Genomic DNA, 18,711 nt, shown 5'->3' with positions numbered 1-18,711 from the left:
GGAACGCAGGCATTTTGCCCATGATGCCGTTTTGGCGAGAATGACCCTATAATCTGCGTAATTGCTTTGGATATGTTGTCAGAATCTCAACCTTGCCGCCCGAATGTACGCAAATATCGTCCTCGATTCGTACTCCGCCAATGGCAGGCAAATAGATGCCCGGTTCAATCGTGAAAACATGGCCCGGCTGCACGACCTGAGTATTTCCCCCGTGAATCGAAGGGATTTCATGGAAGTCCAGACCTAAGCCGTGACCGATCCGGTTGTTGAAATAAGCTCCATACCCCCGCGCAGCGATGACCTCTCTTCCCGCCCGGTCGATATGTCCGTAAGGGGTGCCGATCTTTACTTTTTCAATTGCCGCCAGATTAGACTCAAGCACGATCTCATAAATTTCCTCCTGTTTTTTGGTCCCTTCCCCAATGACAAAGGTGCGGGTGATATCCGAGCAAAATCCGCCCGCATAAACGCCAAAATCAACAAGCAAAAAGTCGTTTTCCATTATCGGATAAGGGCCCGGTTTGCCGTGGGGCAAACATGACCTTTTGCCGGTTAATATGATCGTTTCGAACGCCGGCTTATCGCCGCCGAGTTTCCTGATCCTGTACTCCAGCTCAGCGGTCAGATCGAGCTCCGTCATGCCGACGCGTACCTGCCGTAATGCAGTCTCAAGCGCTTCTTCCGTGATTGCTATCGCGCGGCGGATTTGCACGAGATCATGATCGGACTTGACCAACCGCTCTAAAGCGATGAATTCTTCAATGTCGTTGGTATTGACGCCGGTAAAAAGCTCTTGCAGACGCTCCAGCCTATGAACGCTGAACGTTTTCTTTTCCAAACCGATCGTGCCGATCCGTTTTCTGCCAATTTTGGCATTCAGCAGAATAAACGGATTATCGGTATCCGAGCAAGGAATCATGTCGCGAACGACAGAATGCTGTGCCGCCGCTTCCAAATCCAGACTTGGAACGATCATGAAGGTTTGCTCGCGTTCGGCATCGACGACCAGCGCCATGAACCGTTCATGCGGATCGGAATAGAAGCCGCTAAAGTAATAAATATTCGTTGGATTCGTAATGAGGGCAATGTCAATCTGCTCACGCTTCAAATAATCCCGCAATCTCTTTAATCTTTGTTCATACATAGAGTTCATTTTTTCTTAACCTCCTTTTTAACTGAGGATTTTGCAAAAATCCAAGGAGCGACTTTCAATCGGCAATATAAAGAGCGAAACGGTTTAGTTCGTCTATATATTGTACCCGGGAACGGCTGGAATCGAATTTTGCAAAATCCTGAACGATTTTCTCATCCTGCCATTCAGCAAAAATCATGCCAGTTAAACGGTATGATGCATCTGCAATGAAAAAGGCTTCTGTCCAGCTTTCTTAACACAGCGAATGCTGTATGTGTATAAATTAGAGTTCGAATGACGCAAAAAATCGGACTCTTGTTTATTTTTGACCCGGTTATCGTTGGCGAGATATTTGCTAGAGAAGTATTAAATCTTGACTGAATGAAGAACAGGAAAGGATGGAATCTAATGGAAACGCAATCAGTAATCGTTTGTCGATGTGAAGAAGTGGACTTGAAGCAATTGCTTGAAACGGCCGAACGGTACTCCTGCTCTTCACGCGAATTGAAACTTCGTTCACGGGCAGGCATGGGGTACTGCGGCGGTCGGACCTGTCGTTTGCTTGTCGATTCGATTGTACAGCAGCTTACAGATACGCAGGCATCCAATGAAATACCGCTCAAACATCAGCCGCCTGTTCGACCTGTCACATTTCAAAACTTGGGAGGAGGTCTTTCATGAAAAATGGTCGCGTCACGAATCATCCCGTTTTGGGGACCTTAGACGAACGAGTAACCCTCCGCTTTTTGTTTGATGATCAAGAATTCGAAGCTTTCGAGGGGGAAACCATCGCGGCAGCCTTGCTTGCCAATGGTGTGCGCACACTTCGCCGTCATGAAGAAACCGGCACGCCCCGCGGCATTTATTGCAATATCGGACACTGTTTCGAATGCCGCGTGACAATCGATGGGATAACCGGACAACGAGCTTGCCTTACTGTGCTGAAGGATGGTATGAATATCCGTTCAGGTAAGACGCTCCCTGCCCCGTTAAAGAAAGGAGTCCATTAAGAATGACAGATGTGCTTATCGTCGGCGCTGGTCCTGCTGGCCTATCTGCTGCTATTTCCTGTGCGGAAAGGGGGCTGCAGGTTCAAGTCATCGACGAATTCATGAGACCGGGAGGCAGATTGCTTGGTCAGTTGTATCAGGAACCGGACGGCTCTTGGTGGAACGGGATCGAAGAAGCGGCCAAACTTCAAGATAAGGCTGCATCACTAGGCGTCGAGCTTCAACTTGGCATATCCGTTATCGACTTAAATCATTCGGACGACGGCTGGATGGTTTATACATCGACCGGTATCCTTAAAGCGCCGGCCCTCTTACTTGCGACAGGCGCGGCAGAAACGGCTTGTCCTATTCCGGGTTGGACACTGCCCGGTGTCATGTCCATCGGCGCCGCTCAAGTGATGACGAATGTACACAGAGTCCGCGTAGGTATGCGTGGAGTCATTGTAGGGATCAATGTGCTGTCGATGGCAATTGCGCAAGAACTTGAGCTCGCGGGCATCAAGATCGCCGCCATGGTGCTTCCCGCTAAAAATATGATCAATCATGATGCGGGGGATCCTAGAAAAGTGATGCAGTCCATCGTCCGCCTCGGTCATCTTGCGCCATCTCCCCTACTTCGCCTTGGCAGCGGCTTAATGCGCTATACTCCTCTGCAATCCTTGGGACTTCACTTATATCCCAAAGGAGGTTTTAAGGTTTGGGGGATTCCTGTCCAGCTGCGCAAAGCTGCAGTAGAAATTGAAGGCATTGAGAAAGTGGAGAGCGTACGTGTGGCGAATTTGTCGCCGGACGGCAATATTGTCCCGGGCACTTCTAGAAGCTTGCCGGTCGATTTCGTGTGCATGGCTGGAGGCCTTTATCCTTTAGCCGAACTGGCGGCAGTCGCCGGCTGCCCCTTCCGGTATATCCCTGAATTGGGGGGACATATTCCGCTTCACAATGCTCGAATGCAGACGCCGCTCGCAGGGTTGTTCGTAGCCGGCAATATTACCGGCATTGAAAGCGCCAAGATCGCTGCTGCTCAAGGTACCGTTGCCGGCTTATCGATCGCGGCTTTCCATCAAGTCAGCGGAACTGAAGAAGATCTGCGGGAATCCATTCAAAATCTTCGCATAACTCGCGCGAAGGCTTCGATCCAGTTTCACCCTCAAGTCGCCGAAGGACGGCAGCGCTTGGAGTCGATGTACAGCGAAAACTTCAGTTAAAAATGCGGCCGGGAATAACTCATTCCCGGCCGCATTTTTTTAGATAATTTATGTGTTTCGGGGTCCCCGCAAAGTATTTGGAATAAGCATCGAAGCATAGGCTCCACTTTGTGGGGTATTGTGTTTCGGGGTCCCCACAAAGTATTTGGATTAGGCATCGAAGCATAGGCTCCACTTTGTGGGGTTATTTTGTTATGAACTACGTATAACTTATTCCGCAAGTTTTCACATCGCTATAGAAATCCAGCGCCGCTTGCCCTTGCTCTCGCGAGTGCGAACTTGACATTTTCATTCCGCCAAAAGGCGACTGATATTCCACGCCTGCCGTCTCTTGATTGACTCGAACCATACCGGCTTGCGCATCGTCGAGAAAGCGCAGGCCGTTCGATAAATCCCTTGTAAACACTGATGCGCTTAATCCGAATATCGATTGATTGCATAAATCAACCGCATGTTCGTAATTGTCGGCCTCCAGCATGACGGCAAGTGGACCGAAAATTTCCTCTTGAACAAGTGCATGATTGCTCTCGATGCCCCTAACAAGCAGTGGATAAACGTAATGTCCTTGGCTTTCGGTCACTTTTTGGCGGCATTCGGCGATCACTTGTGCTTCTTCGCGGGCCATTTGCACGTATGACATGACGCTTTGAAATTGTGAAGATGAAGCGACAGGCCCTAGATATGCAGCGGGATCTAGCGCCGGCCTAATGTTTAGCGACTGGACCGCTTTCTGCATCGCTTCGGTAAACGCGGGAGCGATTTCACGTTCCACGATAATGCGGCTGGTTGCCGTACACTTTTGCCCTGCCGAACGGAATGCCCCGCTCAGGATCGCCGGGACCGTTTTGTCCAAATCCGCGTCTTTCAGCACAACGGCTGCATTTTTCCCGCCCATTTCCGTCTGGTATTTGATATTGCGTTTCGCGCACGCGGATGCAACACGCAGACCTGTGCCGGTTGATCCGGTAAAGCTGACGGCATTCAGATCGCATTCCTCCAGCAGCGTGTCGCCAATTCGGCTCCCTTTACCGATGACGAGATTCAACACGCCGTCTGGCAGTCCGGCGAAATGGAATATCTCCGCCATTTTGGTTGCCGTTAGAGACGCATATTCCGCCGGCTTCCATACGACCGTGTTTCCGCAAATCAGGGCGGGGGCTAATTTCCAGATCGGTATTGCCACGGGAAAATTCCATGGCGTAATCAGACCGACAACGCCTAACGGAACACGCTTCGTATATTGCAGAATGTTCGTATCATAGGCCGGAATCACGCTTCCGAACGAACGCACACCTTCCGCTGCATAATACTTTAGCAAATTTACGCCCCGTATGACTTCACCTTTCATCTCCGTAATCGGCTTTCCCATTTCACGGCTGGCCAGGGTAGCCAATTCTTCGAGATTAGCTTCGAGCGCCACCGCAAGCCGTAAAATATGCTCCCCGCGTTTGGGAGCAGGTAGTCCCGCCCAACCTGAAAATGCCATGCGTGCGGCCTGTGCGGCTTGAAGCACATCGGACTTGCCAGAAAGATGAAGAACGCCTACTTGTTCCTGTAGATCTGACGGATTCATGACGATAAGATTTCCTTCCGTCGGTGTATTCCACTCCCCGCCAATCCAGTTTCTGCTTTCTAACATAAAAAGATCTCCCTATCTTATTTATTCTTGAACGATTCTAATGGGACGGTTTACAGCATATTTGTACGCTTCCTGTACTGCAAGCCGGTCTTCTTCCGGAAGCGGCAGTCTAGGAGGACGACTCGGCCCAGCCGGTTGACCGACAAAATCCATTACGTATTTGATCGCCTGGACCAGGCGCGGATTGGCATCAAAATGGAATAAAGGCAATAAATAACGGTAAAGTTCAAGCGCTTCGTCCACACGGCCCGTTCTTGTCATGTTAAAGACCGTGATGCTTTCTCTCGGAAATGCATTTGCGAATCCGGCAATCCAACCGGTAGCCCCTGCCAAGGCACCTTCAAGCGCAAGATCGTCAACGCCGATCATCACTTCCAAATCGGTCTCTCGAAGAATATCGTAAACCCGGCGCACGTCACCGGAAAATTCTTTGACAGCAACGATGTTTTCGAATTTAGACAGCTTCTGAAGGATGCGAGGCGTCAAATCAACCGGGTAATCATAAGGATTGTTATATACGATAACCGGCAATCCCGCATTGGAAACCGCCTCATAGTGGGCCACGACCTCATCTTCAGTAGGTTTATAATTGATCGGCGGCAGCGCCATAACTCCTTCTGCGCCTTTCTCTTTGGAAAACTGGATCAGTTCGACCACTTGTTTGGTGGAAGGTGCTGCTCCGCCGATAACTACCGGCACACGTCCCGCGGCTGCGTCGATGGTTGCCGTGATCACCTGAGCCCTTTCTTCGCTTGTTAGAGTGGCATACTCGCCCAGCGATCCCGTCGGAATAATGCCGTCGACGCCCTTCTGAATCAACCAGTCAACATGCTCCTTCAAACGATTGAAATCAACCTCATATGAAGCTGTAAAAGGTGTTACAGTTGCAACATAAATTCCAGGAAATTTGCTCATTTTTCGTCTTCTCCTCTCAATTTTTATGCTGTTTCTTGCACAAGTCGCAAGTATGATCGAGTAAGCATCCCTCCTTACCGTAATTCAGAGTCTCAACCGTTTGTCTTCCGCAGGGAGGAGCATAAGATATGTTCCTCTTCACGGTATTTGGCAACGGTTCTGCGCGATAAACAGATTCCTTTCTCAATGAGCATATTCGTAATCTCTTGGTCGGACAGCGGTTTTCTCTTGTTTTCCCCGTGAATCATTTCCTTGATCATGCATTTGATATTTTGAGCCGAGATGTCTTCACCTCCGTTGGTTTGAATGGCGATTGAGAAAAAAAACTTCAGCTCAAATATGCCTCTTGGCGTACGAATGTATTTATTTTTAACTGCACGGCTGACAGTGGACTCGTGCAAATCAAGCTTTTGCGCGATGTTTCTCAAAGTCATCGGTCTAATTCCCTGCGCCGTTCCATTTATAAAATCAGCCTGTTCCTCCACAATGGCCGTAATTACTTTTAACAGCGTTTGATTACGTTGGTTCAAGCTGCGCAGCAGCCAATGAGCCTCCTTTATTTTTTCATCATAAAAGCGAGAAACCGCTATATCGTTAAGACCATCAACCATGTGAAGATACTCTTTGTTAACACTGATTTTTACGTGATCTTGATGATTCAGCTCGATGACAAACTGGTTGCTGTTCATGTAGACATGGGCATCGACGATGATGTTCTGCTCCTCATCCGTTACAAAAGCTAGACCAGGACGTGGATTGAGTGTGCGAATGTATGTTAGGATTTTAGACACTTGCAACGGTTCGATGTTTAACTCTTTGGAAATTTTGTCGGTTCTTCCTTTGGAAAGGTCTTGCAAATAACCTGAAACCATCTCCAATGCCCCTTTTATGGCAAACGGATCTCGTTCGATTTGAATCGTTAGACATTCCTGCAAAGTTCTCCCTCCAACACCCGGGGGATCAAATGATTGAAGCGTCCTGAGCGCGGTTTCCATGACATCGCTTGTCAAATTCAGCTCTTGTGCGGCTTCCTCCAGACTTACTGTCAAATAACCGGCCTCGTTCAGGTTACCGGCCAAATAGGAAAACGCCTTAAATTGTTCCAAGGAGTAGCTCGTCATTCGAAATTGGTTCATCATCCAGTTTTCAAGCGTACCCCTTGTTGCAGTTTTCGTACCGTAAGCCTCAACTGCGTTGAAATTAGATTTTTCCATATTTTTGACGCCGGAGCCGGAATAGAATGACTCGGATAACCATTCAATCTCTATAAAAGGATTTTCTATTGCCTGCTCTTGAAGGTACGGAGCAAGATCCGTTCCAGCTAGCTGTAGAATGTGAAGGGACTGCTTCAGTTCAGGGGTAATGAACAGTTTTACGCGCTGTTCCTGATTCAGTCGATATGTCATCTGCATATGGTACATCCCTCCCGTGATCCAGATACTTTTCTTGGTGAATTTAAAGCAAACTTCATGCCATGGTAAAAAAATAAAAAACTCGATGTCCCATAATTATAGGAAATCGAGTTTTTTTAAATTGTATAAATATTGGGGGAATTGTGCTTCGTTCAATGGTATTTCTATTGGGTTTGCATAAATTAACCAGCCTACATGTTAATACACTATTAAATGAGCATAAAACACCTCCGAGGTATTCTCCAGATCATTCGATATGGCCCAATTTCCTTGAAGGTGTTTCATTTTGCCTTACACTATGATATCAGTCCCATTGCAGCTTAAAAGGTAAACTGGCGTTTCCTATTTTTCCATACTTGTGTACGTTGTTCCAAATGGAACTTCTACTGGCTCAGACATTTTGCCACTGAAGTCTTCAAGAACGACTTTAATAACGCCGGAGCCTCCCTCAACTGTAAGTGATGTTAAATCATCAACACCGCGAATGGCAAATTGTCTTCCATTTTTGAATGTAATCTGTTTGCCGTCCTGCCATGCATATAAATGCCACCAATCATTGGATGTTGGCCCAGACAGTTTAACTTTAGATCCATTCAAAGTTGCAGTGCCTTCATAAACATCTGCATGATTATCATTTAGTACGCCTATATGATCTGCATAACTAATTACACTGCCCTTAGCGTCCAATAATAAAATTCTAACGGTATATGTGCTTCCGTCTGTAATAGGAATTTCAATTCTCGCTTTATTTGTCCCTTTAACAGGTTTACCCACTGCAATATTTATTTCGACTAACAGTTCGGGGACGTCCTCGATTCTAGACGCCAGTGCTTTAGTTTCATTTGCGGACATTCCTGGAGCGCATCGGCCGCCGCCATATCTCCTTCCGGCGTGAACAAGCCGATAATGAAGTTGCTTGAGACCCGCTGTTTTATAATCGCCTTAAAAATGAAAGCCGTATGGAGAACACATCTTCTCTCCTCTTCATAGAATGTCCCTATTTGGAAGACGTTCGGAATGCGACTATTCCATTATTCATTTGATGGCAACGGCCAATTGCCGCATTTGCATCTGCCAGATCATTCCCCCACTGTAACAAGTATCTGAATTCGTAAAAACCGCCGACCGTGGCCTGAAAATTAGTCTCCCAGAAATTGTTCAGCACCCATGCATACAAGTGGCCTGGCTCTTTTCCTTTAGCAGATTGTTGATGCAAATGTCTTGCCTGATGCTCGATCGAACCTAATTGAATCAATGGAGCATCCGGAGTTGCAAGCGCTAATCCAGCTTGTGGTGACACAAATGCCAATCCTTCCTGTATACAGTAAAAATCAATACATGTCCCTGGCAGCTGATCTTCCCCCGGACGAATCATGCAACCCGCTTTTTCAAGCCATAATTGTTCATCTTCATCCTCACTTGCACGGAATGGTAATGACACGTACACATTTTCCGGACTCCATACACTATCCTTATGCAGGCGGACGGCAACATCGACACGCGGCATATTGGCATATGCAGTAACAAACACGGAATAATAGGACATTCCGGCGACTTCATATTGCAGTTCAATCGTTCCGTACATCTCGCCTTGCTCACCCGTTTTAATACGAACGAGCCGTCCGACACTGCGCTGGACGTTAAATCCTTTGCGATTTCGGCCCATCCCCCTGCGCACGGACATGATCTCTGCTTCATTCTGCACGGGAGTTACTTCGTAAACCGGCGTGAATGGAGCATGCTCGCTTTCTTGCAGTAAATCTATACCCGTTGTCAGATCAATCCAAGAGGTAATCCCTTCGCCTGCCTTCCAGGAAATATGGACATAAGGGGTGCTAATTTTATGCTCCGAAATACGAATCTTCTCCGGATTGTCTATCGGATGGAAAGGGACAACATCCCGCACGCCATCACTTCCGATTAAATCAGCGTTTATCGTTGTGATATGACTTTCGATGACAGCAGGTCGAAGCATATAGCTTTGTTCTTCTCCTGCATTCAACTTGACCTGAATAATAATCTGCCAACCTCTGCTTATCGCCTTTATTTGATGGGGAACGACAGAGCCTGTCTCGATTTCCACCACTTCCATGCCATGCTTAAAGACAGGACACTCCCAATAATCGATATGCAAAAAAGCCACATCTTCAACAGGTTCTGCGGTTGGATTGATCACTTTATAAGTGAAAGGCCGATCCGGATACAGCTCCGCCTCCCCGCGATGCCTGAGGATCCTATCGAGCGCTACACTAGTAAGACGGCTTGCATTCGCTGCATATGCGTCCTTTCTTACTCTTAACGACTGAACGTGAGGATTCCATGGTTCACTTACGGAATGAGAATGCCCCCACGTATGCTCGGCATATTGTATTAATTGATACTCGATTTCTTCTATCTTATCTGGCGAATTGACTTGGTGCTCGGGGTCCAACTGTTTAACCAGCCGCAATGTGCGTTTCGCTTGCCGAAACACCTGAGTTGATATGGCCGTAGAAGCAACGCCATCCGACCACCAGTCAGGCCAATCCCCCTTATAGACCGGGATCGAATCCGCATGCGGCTTGAATATGGTGAAAAATTCGCTTAACGTCACCATCTTCAGTTCAACAAGATCGCCATGTTTCTCATTCCATTCTTGAAGCAGCGGGATGATCCCGGCATTGGGCGGCGCATTATCTGTCATTAATCCCGAAACCGCTACGGGAACGAAAGAGTATGGGAATTTTTCAGCTTCCAATTGAGACAAGTAGCGGAAAACACGCTTTTCCAGCACCTCCCAATGGTTTTCCCGGTTCGTCTCATTCGGAAATTCATCGAGAATGACATAGCTGTGTGTCGCCTTTGGCGCAAAACCGAAATCATTCCCCAAATTATAATGGTCTCCGTTCCATACGAGGAGGCGGTTGCCTTTCGGAGTCTCCCACCAAAATGGAGTTTGTTTCTTCCAAAGCGGGAACATCCCGTGATGCGGATGGACGCACGATAATAGATGCTCTACTCCCGCATCGGCAAGTTCTTGAGCGAAACCCCAGCTGTAGCCGTTGATGTCGGCGGTCATGGCCGAATCCACCTTGATGTCGTGCGATTCTGCAAAACGAATGGATTTCGCTATCATATTCCGCAATAAGGATCCGTCGATCAATTCCGTCATATTCAAGTAGTTGGCCGAAAGTCCGATCGCTCCGGATTGAACGGCGCGGACAAATTGTTCCCTGGTTTCTTCCGAGGCTTGCTCCCAAAACCGTTCGACGGCCCAGAATGTTTCGCATGTCCACTTAAACCCTGCCCAATCTTTACGTTCGCCGGATTCAATGGATGCAAGGATTGATAAGGCTTGGTGAATAAAATCAATATGAAATTGTTCGATTTTTTCTTGTCGCTCTGTATACCCGATATCGGTATGCGAATGGTGAATCACATAGATCGTCCATTTCCGTTCAGGATATTTCATGAATCTCGCCCTCCTTAGCCCAACTCGGCAAAGTCTTGGAATATGACAACCGGTTCCTGCATTCCGTGCAGTTCAAATACGATCAGCTCATTTTCTCCTTCGCGAAGAAGAGGACCTGGAACGTACAACGCCTTTTGCGGTCCTATATCCCAGTAGCGCCCTAGATTGAAGCCGTTGATGAAGGCGACTCCTTTCGTCCAGCCTTCCAATTTGAGGAAGGTGTCGCCTGCCTCTTCAATGTGGAACACGGCTTTATAAAAAGTAGGCGTATATGCCTCATCCGGTTGCAAATCCTGAAATGAAAGACCGGACAAATCGTCCAGCGGAAGCGTATGAATCGTCCAATCATGCAGGAACATTCGCTCGAAGCGGACGCCTTCGGTAATCCCCTTCGGGTCTTTCATTCCGAAACCGTAATTGATCCGGCCCATATTTTCAACGAGAATGCTCAAGGTCGCACCTTCCGGCGGAATGTCCGCCACGATGTCATTTTCTTTGATCTCCAGCGTTTGATCGTGAGTGTTGCGCTCTACGCACCCCTGATACACACCGTCCAGATAGAGCAGCGCCCGGTCGCGAACTTCCTGAATCGTGATCTTGTTTTTCGCTCTTGGACCGGAAATACGGGTTGTATATAGGATAAAACCATAATTCTGCCCCATATGCTCCATCGTTTCCGGACAAGGCCGCCGCACCGGCTCAGACAACCGATCGAGCGAATCGAACAAACGCGCCTGCTCGGTTAGTCGGACTTTGCCGTAGTTTTTCTTAGGGACAGTTGGCGGCAATTCCACCTCTGGCAGTTCTACATATTTAGAAATGACTTCGCGAATCGCTTCATATTTATCCGTGATATCTCCAGATTCATTCAATGCCGCATGATAGTCGTAGCTGGTCACAGTCGGTTCATACTTACCTAGATAATTGGCGCCGTTGTAAAAACCGAAATTCGTCCCGCCATGGAACATATAAAAGTTGATAGATGCGCCGGATTGTAACATCCTGTCCATTACATCCACCACATCATCATGTTCTCTCACATGATGCTCGTCTCCCCAATGATCAAACCAACCGTTCCAGTATTCCATACACATCTTCGGCCAGTCGGGCTGATATTCTTCAAGCTTAGAAAAGGCTTCCTCCGGTCGCGATCCGAAATTGACGGTAGCCAGCACCCCTGGAAGGAGTCCCCCTTGGAGATTGGAATCGTCGTATCCATCCGATGTGAAGAGAAGTACATCCATTCCGCGCTTAATCATGGCTTGTTTCAGGTACGCTAGATACTGTTTGTCGTTCCCGTAGCTGCCATATTCATTTTCGATTTGCATCGCAATAATCGGTCCGCCGTTCGTACATAAAAGCGGCTTTAACCTGGGCATTAACTCATCGTAATAAGCATCGATTTTGTCCAGATAAGGCTTATAGCAGCTACGTAGACGCATGGAAGGATCGCGCAGCAGCCAAGCCGGCAAGCCGCCAAACTCCCATTCCGCACAAATATACGGGCTTGGCCTGATGATGACATGCAGACCTAGTTCCACCGCCAACCGGATAAAACGCTCCACATCGGCAATACCTTGAAAGTTGAATTGTCCTTCCTGCGGCTCATGCACATTCCACGCCACATACGTTTCAACCGTATTAAAGCCGCAAGCTTTCAATTTCAGCAACCGATCCCGCCAATATTCCGGTACGATGCGGAAATAATGAATGGCGCCGGATAAAATTCGTATGGGCTCACCATTGTACAAAAACTGTTTCCCCTCGACTATAAAAGTTGCCATTCCTGAAGTCTCCTCAATTCTTTAATTTAAGGCTTGAGGAAAACGTAACATGTAACGCTGATTTCAAAAACAATGAAAAATGCTATTACCTTCAAAAAATGCGACTGTCGTTCTCTTCTTTTATTGTAATTCTCAAAATCTTAACATCTCCGTTGCTTTTCTGCGAGATGGATCGTTCGTCACTGGGCCAGACTTTAATGGCCTTCTCATCTCTAATCGACAGCGCGACGCTAATTTTTACGTTTATAACAATGAGCGAGCAATTTACCAATCGGTTATATAGTACTTACGCCTTCACACATTTGCCGGTGAATTCGTGCTCCCTGGTGGTTCGGATCCAATTGAAGGACTCTATCGAATTTCTCTTTAGCCTGCGCCGAATGGCCGAGTCCAAGCAGCCCTAGTCCCATCAAAAAAAAGCAATGAATCGTATTCCGCTTCTTCAAATCGTCTTCAAATAGGAGAAACTCAGGCAAAGAGACGGCAAAATAGTCCATTCTGACATCGTCAAACAGATGTTTTTCGGCAAAATCGATTAATTTGTTAAAACGCCGTTTCGCTTCTTTTTCATTATTCAGCATTAGCCATGCCCTGCCCTGGTAAAATATCATCTCCGGCGGCTGATCGTTGTAATACATCGCGTTCGTTGGTTCAGCTAATCCCAAGGATGCATTCGTGAAGCACTCTAACGCCTCTTTTCCCTTTTTCAAGTTTTGGTATGCGATTCCCATATAGTAATAGATATGGTTTTCCTGTGCTCCGAACAATTTCCCTTCTCCGAGGTTTTCAGGATAAACAAGCGCTTCGTTCAACAGTCGGATCGCTTCTTCGTTCTCATTGTTCTTCAAAGCGCATTTGGCCATCTCGACCCGTGTCAAAACATATTGTCCCGTTACTTTCCCTTCGCCTCCCTCCCAAGGATGGAATGTTCTATTGTCCAATACCTCTGCCGCTTGCTCATAACGGCCTAAAGCGTTAAGCAATGATGCATACTCCAGATAAAGATCGTCCCGTTTGAGGACGAGCGATTTCTTATCCTCGAGTATTGCCAACCGTTTTGCAGGCTCGTAACCCAATTTTTTATAGAATTGATCCAGTTCGAACAACACCCTGGGGTCATTCGGCTGGACCTCAAATGCTTTCTCCAAGGAGACAAGCGCCGCTTGAGGATCCTTCCGTTTGTTGTAATATGCAAGCGCCAGGTTCCGGTGAACGGTTGGATAATCCCCCTGCAATGTACGGGATGCTTCCCAATGGTGTATAGCTTCATCGTACCGCTTTTTATCATACATCCAATTCCCTAAATAATAGTGTGCTTTATCGTCTTCGGGCCGTACCATGACGGCGTTTTCCAGAACAAGGAATTCAAAAAGGCTGTTAGGAAAGCAGTACTCCGGCGGGGCTGCATTCCCTCCCTGAAGATAAAGAAGCGCTTCTGCCGGTTGACCGTTTTTTTGATGTGCATAGCCTAACGTATAATGCAGCATGGGATATGCGTTCGACCTATGGTCTTTGACGATGCGGTTCAATACCTCGATCGCCTCATCGAATAGCCCGCAGGCAGCATAATCGGAGGAGAGTTGCACATAGTTATGCGCATCGCCGCGCATGAGACAGACAAGTTCTTTGAGAACATCATCCGCTTTATCGATTTCTCCTTGAGCGCGAAGCGTCAAGTAGCTTTCGTTATAAGCGCCGAAATCAGCGATATCCAGAGTCAACGTCTCCCGGGTGAAGGTCAATGCTTCGTTGAAACGCCCCAGCTTGCGCAAAAGGGCACCTTTCAAAAGACGTGCTGTATAATGATGACCGTTCCGCACGAGGGAACGATCCACGAGTTCGAGCGCATCCGCATATTCTTTGCGTTCACAGGCGATTTGTGCGAGAGCAAAATAGCCGCTGTCCTGCCAGGCCGCCGACCATACCGCCTTGTAAAAAGCGGCAAAAGCTTCATCCAGACGACCTTGAAACTTCAGCGATAAGCCAAGCTGATAGTAAGCTTCGCAGTCATAAGGATTCGGATTGCGCCAGGTTAGCGATTTCACGGCGGATCGGAAATGCCCTTCGGCCTCCCTGAATAAACCGCGGCGAAGAAGCAGCGTACCGTAAGCAACGTTAATCCGGATGTCTCCCGGGTCCCTTTTCAATCCCTCCAAGTAATACATGTCCGGCTCAAATGTAGCGTGGCGGTATTGCTCAAGGTGCAGACCTGCCAAATACAGCTGCTCATTTGTTTTTAAATCTTCCGGCTCCGGAAGCGGGCTTGCCGCATCCGGAACCTCTTCAATCGAAGTTTCGGCCGGGCGATAAGATACCAGCAGCTTACCGTCTGCGTTTCGAACGGACACGATCAGATCATGCGGTTGATCTTCCTCATCCATAAGAATGGACGACTTAAACGTTGTCTCCGGTGACAGTTCAACTTCTTCCCGTATATAGATGCCCTTACGGCCTTTAAGCTCAACAACAGCACCCTTAAATAAAGAGGTCGCATACGCCATGACGACAGCCTCGCGGCTTCTTTCGTCGATTTCAAGATTGACAGCGGCGTCAATCGAAGCGTTTTTGACCACTCCAATATTTTTATACGGCATAAAATACTGCTTGAATGATTTTTCCTCATAGGGCTGCAGCCATGAAAAGTCCGGCTGGTTATCGGTATACACACCCGTCATCAGTTCAATGTAAGGCCCATCTTCATCCGTCAGGTTCCGATCCCATGCCTGGCCGAATTCCCCGTTACCCCAAGTCCACTGTTTTTTTCCCGGAGAAACGTAATGATTGGCAACATGCAGCAATCCCGCCTGAACACTGTGATCATAACCTCCTACGAAATCATAATCGGACTTGTACGCCATATAAGAGGTTGGTACGGGAATGTTTTTATACCTCGAAATGTCGACGCCATGAGAGTAGTCCATTTTGTAATACGTACCCGTTGCGATCGGAAATCTGGAAACGTCTCGTTTGCCATGATCGAAGACGGCCGTTACGTCAGGCGGAAACACAGATTGCGTATGATCATTAACGGCAACGGCAGGATTCGCCCACCAGAGAAACGTTTGCGGTTCAGGCGTTCGATTGTAGAGCTGCGCCGATATTTCCAGATACGCTTTTCCCGGATACAGCGTGAAACCTGCGGTTGCTTTGGTTCCGTACATTCGGTCGATCTCGCTGACCCAAACCGTAGCGCTGCCATCATCATTTTGAGCAAAACGGTATTCCACGGGGCCATAAGTATTCGGGCGATGGTGCTGTGGCCAATTGAATTCGATCCCCCCCGATATCCAAGGTCCGGCAAGACCGACAAGTGCCGGTTTAATCACTCTGTTATAGTAGACAAAGTCGTAATTGTTCGTCTTGTCCAAGGCGCGGTAAATCCGGCCGCCCAGCTCCGGCATGATCTCGATACGAACATATTCGTTCTCGAGTATGACAATCCGGTAGTTTTTGAGCGTTTTCCGATCATTTATTTTATCGATGACCGGGTAGGGATAGACTCGTCCCGAACTACCTTGGTATACGCGCTTTTCCAAAAACATCGGGTTTTTGTCCGGCTCGCCTGTTTCATAAGTGGGGATTCCCGTAACTTGCTCCCAGACCCTGACATGTTGATTATCCATACGAACTCCTCCTTCATGGGTTATAGAGGTAGTTCAAAAAGTCCGCTTTTGATCACGAAGTGAATCAAGAAGTAACTCGGCATCGAATCTTGAATTCACCCGGGACTTCCGGTGCTCACGTACCTATAACGTACGCTCCGCTCCTCAGTCCCTAGCTTCATTCAACCTTCTCGGTGCTGAAAACCGTCCTTTTTGAACACGCACTTATAGCTATACTGTATCGCCCAAAATGCAATCGGCCAATTGACGAAATACGGATATTGATGGATGATATTCTTATTTTTTTATCACTTTTTTGTTGATATAATCAATATCATAATAGATTCATGAATTATTTTCTTAATGTACATGCTCAATAAGGTCGGTTTTCAGCACCGAGGCTTATGCTTCCGATGTGCGTTTTTTCAAAACGCTTGAGCTGAATGAAGCTAGGGACGTAAGGAGCGGAGCTACACGTTTTCGTAGAAAACGCCTTCGACCGCTTTTTTAGGTACGTGAGCACCTGAAATGTTTCCCTAGGAAACATGCTTCGGAAGCATAGGATTGTCGCGGGTGAATTCAAGATTCGATGCCGTGTTACTTCTTGATTCACTTCGTGATCAAAAGCCGACTTTTTGAACTACCTCTTAATGATCAAAGCTTTTTGCAGGGAGAGGAACTTCATGGATGACTTAAAGAAAATGGACGGCTTTAATGAGCAGAAGTTATATGTTATGCCCGATTACAGGCAAAGAGAGCTGGCCCTGTCCGAATTGGCGCGCCATTTCTATGTCAGTGACATCGGCGTTTTTCCCCACGCAAAGTTTCATTATCGTGAACGGCCCGAGGGCTGCGACGCTCATATCTTGATTTATTGCACCGAAGGGAGCGGATGGATCGAGCTGGAACATCATACGACGATGCAATTGACCGCACGGCATTTCGCCGTCATTCCGGCAGGAATTCCGCACCGCTACGGCGCTTCTGCCCATTCCCCCTGGAGCATCCATTGGTTGCACCTCCATGGCGGGGAAGCAGCCTCCATGGTCAAAATGTACGGGCTGGATGGAGCTCCAATTCATTTGGATACGAATGCGCATTCAATTTTTTCGGAAGGCTTTGATCAATGTTACGCCTTGCTCTCTAGTAAAACCTACTCGCTGCCGGTACAAATTCATGCATTCAACGTGATCCGGAAACTTTTAAGCCATATCGGAACCTACAGCGCAGCCTCTGCTAAGGACCAAAAAAAAGAGAGTTATCTGGAAAACGCCATCCATTACATGAACGGACGATTGGACGATTCCATCAAACTCTCTGAATTAGCGAAACATGCCGGTTTATCCAAGCAGCATCTGATTTACCTATTCAACAAGGAAACCGGGTGCCCTCCTATTGATTTCTTCTTGCGGATGAAGATGCAAAAAGCCGCTCAAATGCTAAGCTTAACCGAGCTTACGATCAAGGAAATCGCTTGCTCGGTTGGTATACTCGATCCCTACTATTTCTCCAGGCTGTTCAAAAAAATCATGGGTATTTCTCCGACGCAATACCGCAACATTCCAAAAGGTTGAACGGCCTATATCACGGAATGCTCCTGTGAAAGGATAGCAGGCAGCGAATCCTCCCAGTTCCCGCGGCCAAGCCAAAGCTTCATTTGCCATGCAAAAGAATCGTTGGGGGGAACATATTGCGCCGTGCCGTTTCTTACTGCGGTTTCAAGCGAATCGTAATAACCGATACCAGGTTCGAGCGCACATGTCACCCGATCGTTAAACATGCCCTCATCAATCCATACGCCTAGAAATGGAACTTCATCAGGGGAAACGGAAAGAATAAGGTAGCAATCGCTAACTTGTCCGTGCAGTCCCGACCATCCGGCAGTAGAATAACCAGGATAATAAAATTTACTTCCCGCCCCTGTCTTTTCAGGGGAGACAAGAGACATCCGCTGCGCGGCATACGACTCCCCCGCTTTGAATTTGTCGAATCCAAAAACGCACAGCATCTTGTCGACCTCGGGAGGCAGCAGAATGCGAGTCGGTTCCGAGACGGCAAATTGCGGATGCGGGACCCACAAAAAGTGAAGCATAAAGGCGCTTAGATTCTGGACGCTATACTCAAGATTAACGCAATCAGGCGCCGAAAAAGAGATTCGTCGTTTCAATCTGTACGGCATGTTCGGGCTGACGACAGAGCATTCGATTGCATTATCCATACATTTAATTGACCACGGCAGCGACCATAACTCACCATGATCGGGAAGCTGAATCCTGTCATTGTCCAGTTCTGCCACGCATGGGTTAATCGTTGGGAAACATTCATCCCATCCGCTCATGTCCCAATCCGTGAAGGCCGATCCGTATACCGGCTGTTTCAATGGCCGATCACCGGAATCGAGCAACCACTCCTTCCCGGATGGCTTGTGAATGAGTGAAACCCATTTACCTCCGAGAGCAGGGACGAGCTCGATTCTTACTATCTCACTTTCTGCGATGACGGATTCCTGCTGCTTATAAACCCCTGAATAACAGCAAAAGCCATTAGATTTTTTCAACGAA

Annotated in this window: 14 protein-coding genes; 4 read left to right on the top strand and 10 right to left on the bottom strand. The window is 47.7% G+C overall.

Annotated elements, in window-relative coordinates:
* Nucleotides 1-46 precede the first annotated feature (46 nt).
* Together GQY55_RS02515 and GQY55_RS31760 are read right to left on the bottom strand one after the other, a co-directional pair.
* On the bottom strand, nt 47-1,153 hold the full coding sequence (locus GQY55_RS02515; RefSeq protein ID WP_160037805.1) for a M24 family metallopeptidase: 1,107 nt from the start codon (nt 1,151-1,153) through the stop codon (nt 47-49).
* 55 nt (nt 1,154-1,208) lie between these two features.
* Nucleotides 1,209-1,331, bottom strand: coding sequence for a hypothetical protein (locus tag GQY55_RS31760; protein WP_268894980.1), 123 nt, complete (start codon nt 1,329-1,331; stop codon nt 1,209-1,211).
* Nucleotides 1,332-1,513: 182 nt separating this feature from the next.
* Between GQY55_RS31760 and GQY55_RS02510 the strand changes: the two genes are divergently transcribed.
* The 3 genes from GQY55_RS02510 to GQY55_RS02500 are packed head-to-tail and all read left to right on the top strand — an operon-like array spanning nt 1,514 to nt 3,347.
* Nucleotides 1,514-1,813: a (2Fe-2S)-binding protein gene (locus tag GQY55_RS02510; protein WP_328803720.1), complete on the top strand. Its 300-nt coding sequence runs from the start codon at nt 1,514-1,516 to the stop codon at nt 1,811-1,813.
* On the top strand, nt 1,810-2,142 hold the full coding sequence (locus GQY55_RS02505) for a (2Fe-2S)-binding protein (RefSeq protein ID WP_160037801.1): 333 nt from the start codon (nt 1,810-1,812) through the stop codon (nt 2,140-2,142). The genes GQY55_RS02510 and GQY55_RS02505 overlap by 4 nt, the downstream gene beginning before the upstream one ends.
* A 2-nt stretch (nt 2,143-2,144) precedes the next feature.
* A complete protein-coding gene (locus tag GQY55_RS02500; protein ID WP_160037799.1) occupies nt 2,145-3,347 on the top strand; it encodes an NAD(P)/FAD-dependent oxidoreductase in 1,203 nt (400 codons plus the stop codon).
* A gap of 199 nt (nt 3,348-3,546) precedes the next feature.
* Here the strand turns inward: GQY55_RS02500 and GQY55_RS02495 are convergent, their stop codons facing one another.
* The 7 genes from GQY55_RS02495 to GQY55_RS02465 all read right to left on the bottom strand — a co-directional run bounded on the left by GQY55_RS02495 (nt 3,547) and on the right by GQY55_RS02465 (nt 16,171).
* Complete coding sequence (locus GQY55_RS02495) at nt 3,547-4,986, bottom strand: aldehyde dehydrogenase family protein (protein ID WP_160037797.1); 1,440 nt, start codon at nt 4,984-4,986, stop codon at nt 3,547-3,549.
* A 21-nt stretch (nt 4,987-5,007) separates the two neighbouring features.
* Nucleotides 5,008-5,901: a dihydrodipicolinate synthase family protein gene (locus GQY55_RS02490; protein ID WP_160037795.1), complete on the bottom strand. Its 894-nt coding sequence runs from the start codon at nt 5,899-5,901 to the stop codon at nt 5,008-5,010.
* Nucleotides 5,902-5,993: 92 nt separating this feature from the next.
* Nucleotides 5,994-7,313 carry an RNA polymerase factor sigma-54 gene (gene rpoN / locus GQY55_RS02485; protein ID WP_160037793.1) on the bottom strand — a complete coding sequence of 440 codons (1,320 nt, stop codon included), beginning with the start codon at nt 7,311-7,313 and terminating at the stop codon, nt 5,994-5,996.
* A gap of 342 nt (nt 7,314-7,655) precedes the next feature.
* Nucleotides 7,656-8,087 (bottom strand): hypothetical protein, encoded by a 432-nt coding sequence (locus GQY55_RS02480; protein WP_236575359.1) that lies wholly within the window; start codon nt 8,085-8,087, stop codon nt 7,656-7,658.
* Between the two features lie 223 nt (nt 8,088-8,310).
* Nucleotides 8,311-10,764, bottom strand: coding sequence for a glycoside hydrolase (locus GQY55_RS02475; protein ID WP_160037789.1), 2,454 nt, complete (start codon nt 10,762-10,764; stop codon nt 8,311-8,313).
* Nucleotides 10,765-10,778: 14 nt separating this feature from the next.
* Complete coding sequence (locus GQY55_RS02470) at nt 10,779-12,548, bottom strand: glycoside hydrolase family 35 protein (RefSeq protein ID WP_160037787.1); 1,770 nt, start codon at nt 12,546-12,548, stop codon at nt 10,779-10,781.
* Between the two features lie 275 nt (nt 12,549-12,823).
* Nucleotides 12,824-16,171 (bottom strand): DUF5107 domain-containing protein, encoded by a 3,348-nt coding sequence (locus tag GQY55_RS02465; protein ID WP_160037785.1) that lies wholly within the window; start codon nt 16,169-16,171, stop codon nt 12,824-12,826.
* A gap of 662 nt (nt 16,172-16,833) precedes the next feature.
* Here GQY55_RS02465 and GQY55_RS02460 point away from each other — a divergent pair.
* Nucleotides 16,834-17,724 carry an AraC family transcriptional regulator gene (locus GQY55_RS02460; protein ID WP_160037783.1) on the top strand — a complete coding sequence of 297 codons (891 nt, stop codon included), beginning with the start codon at nt 16,834-16,836 and terminating at the stop codon, nt 17,722-17,724.
* Nucleotides 17,725-17,729: 5 nt separating this feature from the next.
* Here GQY55_RS02460 and GQY55_RS02455 read toward each other — a convergent pair whose 3' ends face one another.
* A complete protein-coding gene (locus GQY55_RS02455) occupies nt 17,730-18,707 on the bottom strand; it encodes a hypothetical protein (protein ID WP_160037781.1) in 978 nt (325 codons plus the stop codon).
* Between the last annotated feature and the right edge of the window lie 4 nt (nt 18,708-18,711).

Origin of the sequence: Paenibacillus sp. USDA918EY, assembly GCF_009870825.1 — a bacterium.
Classification (GTDB): domain Bacteria; phylum Bacillota; class Bacilli; order Paenibacillales; family Paenibacillaceae; genus Paenibacillus_AQ; species Paenibacillus_AQ albilobatus.
Note: the sequence above shows the minus strand (reverse complement) of the source record. Positions and strands in the feature narration are given on the sequence as shown.

What these genes read in the sequence shown, in the direction of transcription:
- GQY55_RS02515 (WP_160037805.1), bottom strand. Translation starts at nt 1,153, where the DNA reads ATGAACTCTATGTATGAACAAAGATTAAAGAGATTGCGGGATTATTTG.
- GQY55_RS31760 (WP_268894980.1), bottom strand. Translation starts at nt 1,331, where the DNA reads ATGATTTTTGCTGAATGGCAGGATGAGAAAATCGTTCAGGATTTTGCA.
- GQY55_RS02510 (WP_328803720.1), top strand. Translation starts at nt 1,514, where the DNA reads ATGAAGAACAGGAAAGGATGGAATCTAATGGAAACGCAATCAGTAATC.
- GQY55_RS02505 (WP_160037801.1), top strand. Translation starts at nt 1,810, where the DNA reads ATGAAAAATGGTCGCGTCACGAATCATCCCGTTTTGGGGACCTTAGAC.
- GQY55_RS02500 (WP_160037799.1), top strand. Translation starts at nt 2,145, where the DNA reads ATGACAGATGTGCTTATCGTCGGCGCTGGTCCTGCTGGCCTATCTGCT.
- GQY55_RS02495 (WP_160037797.1), bottom strand. Translation starts at nt 4,986, where the DNA reads ATGTTAGAAAGCAGAAACTGGATTGGCGGGGAGTGGAATACACCGACG.
- GQY55_RS02490 (WP_160037795.1), bottom strand. Translation starts at nt 5,901, where the DNA reads ATGAGCAAATTTCCTGGAATTTATGTTGCAACTGTAACACCTTTTACA.
- rpoN (WP_160037793.1), bottom strand. Translation starts at nt 7,313, where the DNA reads ATGCAGATGACATATCGACTGAATCAGGAACAGCGCGTAAAACTGTTC.
- GQY55_RS02475 (WP_160037789.1), bottom strand. Translation starts at nt 10,764, where the DNA reads ATGAAATATCCTGAACGGAAATGGACGATCTATGTGATTCACCATTCG.
- GQY55_RS02470 (WP_160037787.1), bottom strand. Translation starts at nt 12,548, where the DNA reads ATGGCAACTTTTATAGTCGAGGGGAAACAGTTTTTGTACAATGGTGAG.
- GQY55_RS02465 (WP_160037785.1), bottom strand. Translation starts at nt 16,171, where the DNA reads ATGGATAATCAACATGTCAGGGTCTGGGAGCAAGTTACGGGAATCCCC.
- GQY55_RS02460 (WP_160037783.1), top strand. Translation starts at nt 16,834, where the DNA reads ATGGATGACTTAAAGAAAATGGACGGCTTTAATGAGCAGAAGTTATAT.